At 60.6% G+C, this 10778-nt stretch carries 11 protein-coding genes; 8 read left to right on the top strand and 3 right to left on the bottom strand.

The window, feature by feature from the left end:
• The first annotated feature begins 562 nt into the window (after positions 1-562).
• A complete protein-coding gene (locus tag ASG62_RS15985; protein ID WP_056698717.1) occupies positions 563-1939 on the top strand; it encodes a hypothetical protein in 1377 nt (458 codons plus the stop codon).
• A gap of 441 nt (positions 1940-2380) precedes the next feature.
• On the opposite strand, the gene ASG62_RS15980 is transcribed toward ASG62_RS15985, so the two are convergent.
• Both ASG62_RS15980 and ASG62_RS15975 read right to left on the bottom strand, forming a co-directional pair.
• Positions 2381-3442 carry a serine/threonine-protein kinase gene (locus tag ASG62_RS15980; protein WP_056698720.1) on the bottom strand — a complete coding sequence of 354 codons (1062 nt, stop codon included), beginning with the start codon at positions 3440-3442 and terminating at the stop codon, positions 2381-2383.
• Positions 3442-3822, bottom strand: coding sequence for a hypothetical protein (locus ASG62_RS15975; RefSeq protein WP_156382195.1), 381 nt, complete (start codon positions 3820-3822; stop codon positions 3442-3444). The genes ASG62_RS15980 and ASG62_RS15975 overlap by 1 nt, the downstream gene beginning before the upstream one ends.
• Before the next feature lie 306 nt (positions 3823-4128).
• On the opposite strand from ASG62_RS15975, the gene ASG62_RS27015 reads away from it, so the two are divergent.
• The 3 genes from ASG62_RS27015 to ASG62_RS15960 are packed head-to-tail and all read left to right on the top strand — an operon-like array spanning position 4129 to position 6261.
• Positions 4129-4797 (top strand): phosphoribosyltransferase, encoded by a 669-nt coding sequence (locus tag ASG62_RS27015; RefSeq protein WP_057180503.1) that lies wholly within the window; start codon positions 4129-4131, stop codon positions 4795-4797.
• 7 nt (positions 4798-4804) lie between these two features.
• Complete coding sequence (locus ASG62_RS15965) at positions 4805-5767, top strand: DNA-processing protein DprA (RefSeq protein WP_056698728.1); 963 nt, start codon at positions 4805-4807, stop codon at positions 5765-5767.
• On the top strand, positions 5767-6261 hold the full coding sequence (locus ASG62_RS15960) for an HAD family hydrolase (RefSeq protein WP_056698730.1): 495 nt from the start codon (positions 5767-5769) through the stop codon (positions 6259-6261). Before ASG62_RS15965 ends, ASG62_RS15960 begins: the two co-directional genes overlap by 1 nt.
• A gap of 32 nt (positions 6262-6293) precedes the next feature.
• On the opposite strand, the gene ASG62_RS15955 is transcribed toward ASG62_RS15960, so the two are convergent.
• On the bottom strand, positions 6294-6533 hold the full coding sequence (locus tag ASG62_RS15955) for a hypothetical protein (RefSeq protein WP_056698733.1): 240 nt from the start codon (positions 6531-6533) through the stop codon (positions 6294-6296).
• Positions 6534-7356: 823 nt separating this feature from the next.
• Here ASG62_RS15955 and ASG62_RS15950 point away from each other — a divergent pair.
• The 4 genes from ASG62_RS15950 to ASG62_RS15935 all read left to right on the top strand — a co-directional run.
• Entirely contained in the window at positions 7357-7812 is a 456-nt protein-coding gene (locus ASG62_RS15950) for a hypothetical protein (protein ID WP_156382194.1), read from the top strand.
• 62 nt (positions 7813-7874) lie between these two features.
• Positions 7875-8216, top strand: coding sequence for a hypothetical protein (locus ASG62_RS15945; protein WP_056698740.1), 342 nt, complete (start codon positions 7875-7877; stop codon positions 8214-8216).
• Positions 8213-10165, top strand: a complete 1953-nt coding sequence (locus tag ASG62_RS15940; protein ID WP_056698743.1) for an AAA family ATPase — start codon at positions 8213-8215, stop codon at positions 10163-10165. The genes ASG62_RS15945 and ASG62_RS15940 overlap by 4 nt, the downstream gene beginning before the upstream one ends.
• Before the next feature lie 271 nt (positions 10166-10436).
• The coding region (locus ASG62_RS15935; protein ID WP_200945539.1) for a hypothetical protein at positions 10437-10778 on the top strand (342 nt) is incomplete at its 3' end.

Below are 10778 nucleotides of genomic sequence, written 5' to 3'. Positions count from 1 at the left end.
ATCTCCAACCGCTCGAAGGCACTGTGCTTATGGACGTCCATACGCGCAGTCTCTTACCGCGCCGGTTAGTCCGAAAGGCGGTTTAGACCGTAGGCGTACACTTGGTACCGGCTTGTAAGGGTTGCCGTGGATAGAGTCCGGTAGATGCCGCCTTTCGGGCCGCTTACAGCCCTGGCGATCGGATCTGGACGCAATATGGTCACCAGATGTGCGGCCACTACCTCGCCGACCCGGTAACCTGCACGCCGGCGTAGGACTGGGAGATCGGCGACCTCGACCTCCGGACCCAACGCGGGTGGCTGACAAAGATTCCGCGGGCACGACGTAACGCCACGGCACCTTTGATTACAATCGCCGACCCATTCTCGAGGGCGGGACGATATGGTGCTCAGCAGATGAATACATACTGGGGCGACCAAGCGCGACCTTCGGCGAGCGTCCTATGCTCAAGGGCTGCCCGGAGGCACCGGAACTCGTGACGATTTGTTAGAGCTGCCCCTCTTGATAGGGTGCCTGATCGTAGGAATCGATCCGAGTCCTCCCCCATTCGGAGATAACGTACATGGCACCTCGCCGCATCCTGATCGACAACGCTACGCTCGGTGGTGTTGAGCGGATCACTGGGCAGGTCCAGACAGCTAACCTCGATCAGGTCGACAACGATATCCTATGTCTGGAGCGTCTAGTCACCGCCATTTTGTTCAGCGACGAATTGCTCGCCATCGACGACTACAAGGACAGGTTTCGTACGCAGAGGTTGAAGGCCTTCGACTACGTGCGCTTCCATAAGCCAGACGAAGAGGTTCGTACGTCCATCGCCGAGGATGCAGGGGCTTTCGCGCGGGGGATGATGTTCTCCTTCGACGGCGCCGAACCCGCTGCCGACGTCGCCGCCTTCTTTGAAGCGCTTCGCATCGAGCCGCAACTCAGATGGAACATCTTCGTCTCGAGTGAGTACCTGACGCTTTCCCTTCTCGTCCGGGACACGCGCCACGCATCGTACGAGCATCGAATTGATGGAGTCTTGATCGGGGAGGACTTGGATACGGAACGATCCGCCGAACTCCCCGACAACACGCCAACGGTCTCTGTCGTCGGCCGTCCGGAGATCGAGGACGTCAAAGAGCTCGTGCGCGCGCTCGCGTCCGGCAATCCAAACTTTGCGGGAACTCATGCGAACAGCATGCTTGACCGCCTCGTTTTTGGCTACGGGTGGGCGGCAGAGCGCTCCTACTTCTACAACGCCATGGCTGACCGCGAGTCAGCCGACGTATGTCTGGCCCCCCTGCGCGACGCGTTCTGCGAAAGCTGCTGTCGGATCGACCATCCAGGCCAGGTCGGCAGCCTTATCGAAGCACTCAAGCGGACCACCCGCACGTCGCTCGAGGCAATTCTCGAACCTGACGGGCGCGCGCGTTTCGCAATGCGCCTGCCCTTCTTCGTCTCCTACCTCATATCGAGGACAGATAATCCCGAACAATGCATAGACTTGGCACTATCGCTCCGGAGCCGTCCAGAGTTCGCTGGCTGCCGAACGATCCTCGACAATCTGCAGCATCTCTCGCCCGCGGACCGGACCCGCGAGATCAACGGTATCCTGCGCTACCTTGAGCAGTCTTGCGCCGACTTGATGCGCCGATACGAGGTATCGACCGACGGCGGGCCACAGTACTCGCTGACGCTTGGGGTGTCGGGCATTGGCATCGGTACAAGCGCGAAGCTTTCGCAGCTGTTCCGGTCGTATCGCAACAGACCCTTCTCGCGCGTGTTCCGGAACATCGCCCAAGACATGCTGAACGTCGAGCGGATGGGTTCTCTACACGACCGGATCCGATCATCGCTGAGGGAGCATCCGAAGCCGCGGTGGTCTCGGATCTCGATGACCCCTCGTGTCCTGAGGCGACGCGAGAACGAGCACGGCCGTCCAGTCGATTTCTGAGATCGACCTCGATCGGAAGCCATGGAGACGCCGGCAATCATGATTGACATCGACGTGTTCCGTGTCGGGTGCCCGATTGCCCTTTTCGAGGGAAAGAACCAGCACGCATCCAAGGCATGTGTCACCGAAGAGCCAATGGCCCCACCATTTCGGAACAAAATAAGAACCTTCTGTTTACATTTCCAACCTATTGGATAGTCTGATCGGCAATCGGAGAGATTCTCGCTATGGCTGTCCGCGGACTGCTTGTTTTGCCCTGTTGCCGTTTTTGTGGCCGAGAATGGTCGCCACCGGAACATGTGTCGGCAAATTTGGCATTCTGCAATGTGTGCCGACCCGCGCGGCTCGCAACTACGAAGGCAAAGGCAATTGATGTCCGCTTCGTATACGGACGAAATGGTGAGCGTGTCTTGCTTCCTGTCAAAGGATGAAGCTTCGCGCTCAAATAGTCCGCGAAGCGAAAAAAGCCCTGAGTGATGAGTAGATCACTTTCCACTTCTGACCTTTCTCACTCGATTTGAGCTTTCGGCGCGAGCTCCCGTCTAGGTTTTCCGTCCAAGCTGACCAGCTCTCACCCTTCTGTCCAAGGTAGCCTGTCCACTCGACGCGGACACGCCGCTGGCCTTTGACCAACTCCCACCTGATCACGTCGTCCTCTACCACGCATTTCCACGGTTCAACGGCGGGCAGCTTGGCGATCGAATTCACTGCCGCCCCTAACGATGGGCTTCTTCCTTCGACTGTGGGCTTACAGAGGGTCTTGGCGACATTCCGCCATGCAGCAGGCACGTGCGGTAGAAGGCGGACATCGGTTGAAAGGAGTGGGTGGCCGTCGGCACCCATCTGCAGCAAGGCACCATTCCCCTCGCGGAGGAACCATAGGTCGCCCGACAGCAGATTCACGAATGTCACCCCGAGGGAATAGACGTCCGACAACTCAGAACATGCCTTCTCCGCAAGAACCTCCGGCGCCAGATAGATCGCCGTCCCGTAGGGGGTCGCAAAGCCAAACTGCAGCTCGTCCGTAACGAAGCCGAAGTCCCCTAACTTCACCCTCCCATCTGCCTTCAAAAGGATGTTGTCGGGTTTGATGTCGCGATGCAGGTATTTGCTGCTGTGGATGTAGTTCAGGCCGATGGCAGCGTCCCTAATGATGCGCTTGGCCGTAGGAAGGCATACGGCATTGGTTTCGGTCAGCTGTCGTATGGAACCAGCTTCGCAGTATTCCATGACGAGGAGGAACTCGTCGTCGTTTGTCGTCCGCACGGCCTGGTAGATCTTTACGACGTGATCATGCTCAAGCGCCTTCAGGCTCTGCGCCTCTTTGAGCGCATTCGCGCACGCTGTGTCCCAAGCGTGTTGGGACCCGAATTTCGCACGGAAGAAGCTCTTCCCGGCTACATCGCCATGGACCGCGTCGTGGAAGAGATGCACCTCCCCGAACGCACCATCACCGAGAGGCTTGATTCTTGTCAATGTCGAGACGTAATCCGCTGTGCTCATCAGCCCCCCGCGGCCAAAAGTAGGACTGCGGTTTCCCTGCTACCTCTGCGCAAACTGGCTCCTTTGAAATGCCCCTCGATGAATTCGTCGTCCTTCACGTAGTCGTCGACCTTCCTCGACCCGTAGTTCTTGCTGACCGTGTTCTTCTGTACCTGGACGACGTCGACGCCGGTCGGCACCGCGCTAAGGAAGACGCCACGGAGTTCCGCCGCATGGAGAACCGCCGTCCTCGCGGCATACTGCCCGCCAGCCGAAGCTTTCACCACGATCTGTTTGGCCCCTTGCGACAGCCTGTCTGAGATCCTTTTGTGCATCACCGCGTAAGCGAGATGGCGATCGCCGTCTTCTAGGTTGAGAGTCTCGTCCTTGACGATCGTCACCGTGCCATCCCCGTTGAAGGAGCCTTCCACGAAAATGATTCTGTCAGACGACACGGCAACGGAAATCACAGTCAAAACGCAAGTTCCCCGAGTACTGGATTCGCCACCGTCCGATACCACGTTTCCAAACCCAATCCTTTGTGAATCACATCATTCGCGATTGCATTCGACGCTCGAGCTTGACCATCTTCACTTCGGGAACCTGGGGGCAACTTATCCTGTGGTATGCCTACGAGTGAAGCTCACCAAGCTGCCGCGACGAAGATCGCATGGTCCTGAGCGACGGACGCCATCGTTGGAGATCAAATGGTCACGTTCAATGCGAAAGCCGGATGGATGGAATTCCCTCGCCTCTCGGCTGGTGCTGACTTGGCGAACACCTACACGCTCGCCTACAAGGTGACGGACGACGCCACGGAGAAGTGGACGAGCAGGTTCATAAGATTCAAGGGCAAGGACCGGAAGGCCTACTATGGCGCCGCTCGCCTTCTGTACCATGCCTTTCCGCCCCTCTTCGAGACGATGGGGCTGAGAAACGCGAGCTGTGCGTTTATCAGCGCGCTCTCCTCATCTGAAACGGCTGCGGACCCGGAGCGGCAGATACCCTACATCACGTCCCAGCTGGCAGAGACTGTCGGTACCCGGTCGGCGGTCAGTGCTTTGACGAAGCAGCCGCACAACAAGATCCACTTGCTCTACCGAAGTGAGCAACGGGATGCGGAATTGGGAAAGGCGCAGTATGTGTGCCGCCCGTTGAATGCTTCCAACGTCTTCGTCTTCGACGATTTCGTCACCCGAGGCAGCACGCTCTGCCTCATCGCGCGGGCGGTTCTCGCGGCAAACCCGGGCGCACGGGTGTTTGGTGTCGCGCTGGCCAAGACTGAACGCATCAATTGGTGCCCGCACCCGGACAATGGCCACGTGCCACGCGATTGGGATAGGGTTTGGCAGGATGGAGAGAACGAATTGGCATGATCGACCGATGACTGCCATGCACGCACGATATACGCGAACTGCGGTGGCCAGCGTCGCGCTGATGCGGATCCGGGGCATCGGTCGGCGTGCCGCGGTGAAAATCGTTGACTCGTGCATCGAGACTGATGACGACGTGCTCCATTTCTTCGAAAAGGCGGCACGCCATCGGATCGATGCGACGCTGCTGCTCGAGGCGTGGAAATTTGCTGAGGACCAACTTGGCAGAAGCGCCTTTGCGGGGATCGCGTCCATTGCGCTCACGGAACCTGACTTCCCGCCTCGATTGAGGAACATTCCCGATCCTCCGGCGGTACTGTTCATCAAGGGCGATCCGTTAGGACTGCGGTCAAGGAACGCCTTGGCGGTGGTCGGCACCCGAGAGCCAACAGATTTCGGCGAGCGCGTCGCGGAACGACTGGCCTCGTCGGCTGCAAGGTCCGGATTTGTCATCGTCAGCGGCCTTGCGAAAGGATGCGACACGCTTGCGCACCAAGGGTGCGTTGGTGCCGGCGGCATCGGGGTCGCCGTCCTCGCGCACGGGCTCGACAAGGTTTACCCCGCGGCCAACAAAGGACTGGCGCAACGATTGCTCGACGGCGGCGGCTGCTTGGTGAGCGAGTACCCAATGGGAATGACACCGGTGAGGACGGCTTTCGCGGAACGTGACCGACTCCAAAGTGGCCTCTCAGATTGCGTTCTGGTGATAGAGACCGACATCAAGGGAGGAACCATGCACACGGTTCGGTTCGCCCTGCAGCAGGGCCGCCATCTTGCCTGCATCGATCACCCGGAAGCGTGGCGCTCTGAACCGAAGGTGCAAGGCAATCGCCAGATGATGGCGGACAAATTGGCCGCTCCGATCGCAAATGGCGAAGCGCTGGTTCAGCTGCTGAACTTTCTTAGAGGGAAGTCGGACCCGTCTCTGGCGGTTTCGGATGGCAACAACCATCAAACGTCGATGACCTTTTGATGATAATATTCGATTTCGACCAGACCCTCGTTGACACTTCGACGGTTGAGCATCTGCGTGCTGTCCGGAACTGGAAAGGTGTCATGGCGCAGGCAGCCACGCTGCAGGTCTATCCCGGTATCGATGAGTTGCTATCGGCCCTGCACAAGGCGGGTCACATCCTGGCGATCGTCACTAAAAGCCCGGACATGGTGCCAAGATGGTTCATCAGAAATCGGAAATGGCCGATCGATATCGTCGTTGGATACCACGACGTCAGCCGTCGGAAGCCGGATCCGGAAGGGCTTCTCCTTGCGATAGGCAAAGCCGGCAAGACTGCCAAGGAGACGTTCCACGTCGGAGACCGACCCGAGGATACGGCGGCAGCACATGCAGCCGGTACAGTTGCAATCGGAGTGACCTGGGGGCTGCAAAGCCCCCAGCAATTGATTGCCTCGAGGCCGGACCACCTGTTCGACACCGTTGAAGAGCTAGTCGCCTTTTTCGCTCGCTGACGGTCCTCAACCGGCCCTCTCGCTATCGAGTCTTAAGAGACCCGGCGTGAACTCGGAAGCTTGAAGCCCTTCGGCGCCGGCCTGTTGCCCGTGAGCCCAAATGACGCGCGCTCCGCCATCTCCATGTTTCCCGTCTCTCGAAACGCGCTTATGGCCGCCTCCAGCGCCTCCCTCATTCGCTGGTTCTCAACGGTAAGCGACTGGTTCGCTTCACTGGCGCATGTGAGCTCTTCATTAAGTTTGGCGTTCTCGGCATGGGACGGGTCGGTCATTCGTTCATTCTCCCAGTGAATTCCACGGGTTTAGGGGGCTTTGTACGACACTTCACCACACCTACGTCCGTCGTCAGTATGTCTTGCGATCGCCGAGCACCACAAGGTGATGTCCGAAAGCTGTGGGTAATCTCCGGACAGCATAATCATCAACCTTGTCTGCGCCGTGATCGGCTCGCGCCAGATCTCGATGTCCCGCGATCGCGAGCGGCGTAGGAAATGAACGGGGTAGGTTCCGTTGAGCTGCAAGTCATCCAGCATGCGAGCCCGGGCGTGATACCGGAGCCGAGGCAAAGGGCCCCGAATGGCCCGTCTTCGGCCACTCCGAGACAGAAGGACTGGGGCGTTGCCGGCTGGCCGCGGCACCGGGCAGCCGCACCGCAGTCTAACTGCACCGCTAGCTGTAGGTCGACGCATGACACCTGAATGGGAAGGAGGTCCGCCTCTCGATTCTGGCCTGCCGATCGATCGATTCGACCGCAGTGTTGACTCTTGACGCTGTCCGGAATTAGCCTGTCTGCCATGCGCAACGGACCAGCTCTCCAGCGGACATGCTTGCACCTGACAGGTGCCGCCGCTCTACGCGCCGATAATTTGAGCCCGTCGATACGCTGACCGCACACCCTCTTCGAGGCTGACCGGACGAGAGGCGATGCCCCGTCCTGTGCGGAGCATCTCCATGCGTTCAGACATCGTCACCGACATCCGGGCACTCGCACATCCGCGGACTGCTCCTCCGAATGCCCCAGCTAGCGGAAGCGCAGGGTACCAACCTCTACGTTGCCGCGGCGAGGTACGGCTGCCTACTCCCTTCGCCGTCGACGTGGCACGTCTCCTCGACATCGATCCCGCAGTCGAGCATTGGCGCTGCCAAGTGCCACTGGCCGAGGCCCGATGCGTTGCCGAATTTGTCACTCATGGACACGGCGGAGAGGAGCACCTGCTTCTCGCCTCGCCAGACCGAACGCGTCTCGAGCCTATCAGCCTACCAAGCGGCACACGCATCGTAACGGACGCTGACATCGACTCAGTTCGCCTCGACAACGCAAAGCTCATCCTCCCGTATGCCCGGTGGCGCGTGTCGCTCGACGACCGGGTTCGCTTGCTGGCCGTCCTCGACGAGGAAAGTTCGGTTACTTTGGCCGAGTGCCTGGGGATCTTCCGTCACACAAGCCGGCCGGTCGCTGCGGTCGCCTCGCTCGCCCTCGCCCGCGTCGTCGACATGGATCTCGACGAACCCATCAGCTCCCGCACGAGGGTGATACGGCGCGAAGCCTAAATCGCGCCCTTCCCTTTCGCGACGCCCGGACCGCATTGCGGCGGGCGATCGGAGTCTGTTCCATGGCCATCCTCGTCCCGCCGTCCGGCGAACCTTTCCAGCTCCACGAGCACCTCAACCTTTTGAAGCGCCTCGTCGCCGACGTAGAGGCGCTCGTTGATGGACGCCATCCGAGCCAGTTCGCCCTCTCGGCCGCGCCCGTCCTCGAGAGGTGGACGCTCGCCTCGAGAAGTTCCCCGTGCCTCGCCGGGCAGTTCCTCGGCCATCCGAAGATCCGGTCGGGCCGGCCGGGGTTCACATCCGACCTTTGGATTCACGCGCCCTCGCACGGCTATGCGCGCACGCTATCCCGGCTCTACCGCCTCGGAGATCCAGCCACCATCGCGAACGGAGCCGATCGATGACACGGCTCGACAGGTACCAACCGCTCGATATCGGGGAAGTGACGGTACACGCGGAGCGCTTCAACCCGACTGCATTCGTCGCGACTGCCTTGGTCAAGCAGGCGTTCCGGGCCGCTGGCTTGCATTGCGCCTTGGCTGGCGCTCCTTGCATCGTGGTGCTGGCGGGAGTCCGCGAAAGCGAGTCCGCCATCTTTGAGGACGCGGTCGAAGACGTTCTCAGGGAAAACAAGCCTGAACGAAACTGTGTCCGCGTCGAGGACCGCACCGGCACGAGGGCCGACCGCACCCCCGACATGACCACTCTCGTCCGCTACCTGCACGCGTCACATCACGTCTGCTTCCTCTACGACTTGGTTGAGGCCATCCCTTCCCACGTTGCCGAACTTGCCGACGCCGTCGCGATGTTGCCCTCACCCGACGAGGCACTCATGCGCGCGGTTGCGCTTCAGATGCCGGGAGCCGGCAATGCCTCCGCCTCTGACATCGAGGCGATCTATTCGGTGCCTTGGCCGCTCCTGACGCTCTTGCTCGAGGGCGGACGGTCCTTTCGGTCGGCCGTCGCGCTCGCGCACAGGATCAAAGCCGCGAATGAAGCGGAGAAGATTGCCAAACAGGAAAAGATTTCCGTTCGCAAAGAGGTTCGAGTTCTCGGCGTGCCGCCAGGTCCGATGCTCGACGACCTTCATGGTCTTGGCGAAGCATCGGAGTGGGGCAAGGCATTAGCCGTCGATCTCGCCGACTACGCGGCCGGTCGCATCGGGTGGGCGGATGTCGATCGCGGCGCGCTGCTGTCAGGAGCTCCGGGAACCGGAAAGACCACGTTCGCGCTGGCCTTGGCCCGCACCTGTGGGGTGCCCGTCTTCATCCATTCGCTGGCGCAATGGCAGGCCGCGGGATATCTGAACAAGCTGCTGGCGCAGATGCGGGGTGCCTTCGCGGAGGCAAGCAAGTCCGCACCGAGCATCCTCTTTGTCGACGAGCTCGATTCCTTCGGCGACCGTGCGAACGTCTCAGACCACAACGCTGCCTACTGCCGGGAGGTCATCAACGGTTTCCTGGAGTGCTTGGACGGCGCGGAGGCAAGGACTGGCGTCGTTGTCGTAGGGGCAACCAATTATCCGGATTTGATCGATCCGGCCATCCGTCGGGCCGGCCGTCTCGACCGACACCTGCACATCCCGCTTCCGAACGAGGAAGCGAGAGAAGGCATCCTGCGCCATCACCTTCGGGGCGAGCTGGGCAATTGCGGTCTCTGCGACGTCTCGAAATTCACCGATGGGATGACAGGCGCCGACCTTGAGCAGCTCGTCCGGAACGCGCGTCGGACCGCACGAACGTCCCGCCGTGTCATGAGAAACGAGGATCTGCTCGGCAGCCTGCCGCCGCCGCTGCGCATGAGCGACCAGCTGTTCCGCAGGATCTGTGTCCACGAGGCTGGGCACGTCATCGTCGGGATCGCGCTGGCGGCGGAGTCGGGAAGCGTGCCCACCCGTTCCAGTGTTGCTCGTGAGGTTCGCGGAGCCGCCTCGAACCGGACGGAGTTTAGCCAGATGGAAGGCTTTGACCGGACACGATCCTCGTACCTGGCGCTGGTAACGACCATGCTGGCCGGGATGGCCGCCGAGGAGGTAATCCTCGGTTCCTGCGGCGACACATGCGGCGGTGCGCCTGAGTCGGATCTATCGCAAGCCGTCGGTCTTGTCGCAAAGCTCGAGCTGGCGCTGGGCCTTGGCGGCGCGCTTCTGACGATCGCGGCGCCCTCCCCTGAAGTGATCGCGAAGAGGCTTGAGTTCGATCCTGTCGCACGTGCGAAGGTCGAGAGCGTCCTGCAGGATGAACTCGCACGGGCACGCGCCATCGTCCTCGAGCGACGCGCGGAGGTAGAAGCTGTCGCGGCTTGCCTCACCGAAACCGGGATGTGGGCGATCGCGGACCGGGAGTTAAAGTGAATGGGCCATTTGTGTGTCGGCGAGGTAGGCTCGAACGGCGCGTCGGTCAGTGCGCGCGGACAAGCGCGGTATGGCTATGCCCGCATATTGGGCTTCCCCCGCTGAGTCCCGTCGCTTTCGCGGCCGGCTTGTGGGTCTGGCCTCGCCACGACACGGACGCCAGCGAAACATGAGGCAGAGTTCGAACGGATCCGAACGCAGTGTCCACCGAGAGCCCCGTGACATCCGGTGCCTTCCTCGGACATGATTGTCTCGAAGGGGAGCAGGCACCGTGGCAATCTACAATTTCATGGACATCTCGACCGGGCATCTGACCGACGGGGACGTCGAGCTGCTGAACCAGGAGGAGCTGCCGTTCAACGTCATGACTTACGAGTACGGCTGGATCGTCTCAACGACGAGCCTGATGTCAGTTGAGTCCGCCGATGAATCCATCAAGGAGATGTCGGCGGCCGGCCTCTCGAAGGAGTTCATTGAGGCAGCGCGCACAGCCGGGGACTGTCAGGAGTTCTGTGCGGGAGGTCATGATGATGGAAAGGAAAGGACCATCGCATGGCTATCGACAAAGAGCTTTTGGACCAGCTTCTGGCGGGACGCGACCCTCAGGACGTTT

Origin of the sequence: Aureimonas sp. Leaf427, assembly GCF_001425485.1 — a bacterium.
In the GTDB taxonomy this organism is placed as follows: Bacteria; Pseudomonadota; Alphaproteobacteria; order Rhizobiales; family Rhizobiaceae; genus Plantimonas.
The sequence above is the reverse complement of the archived record's forward strand: the minus strand, read 5'-3'. Positions and strand labels throughout refer to the sequence as shown.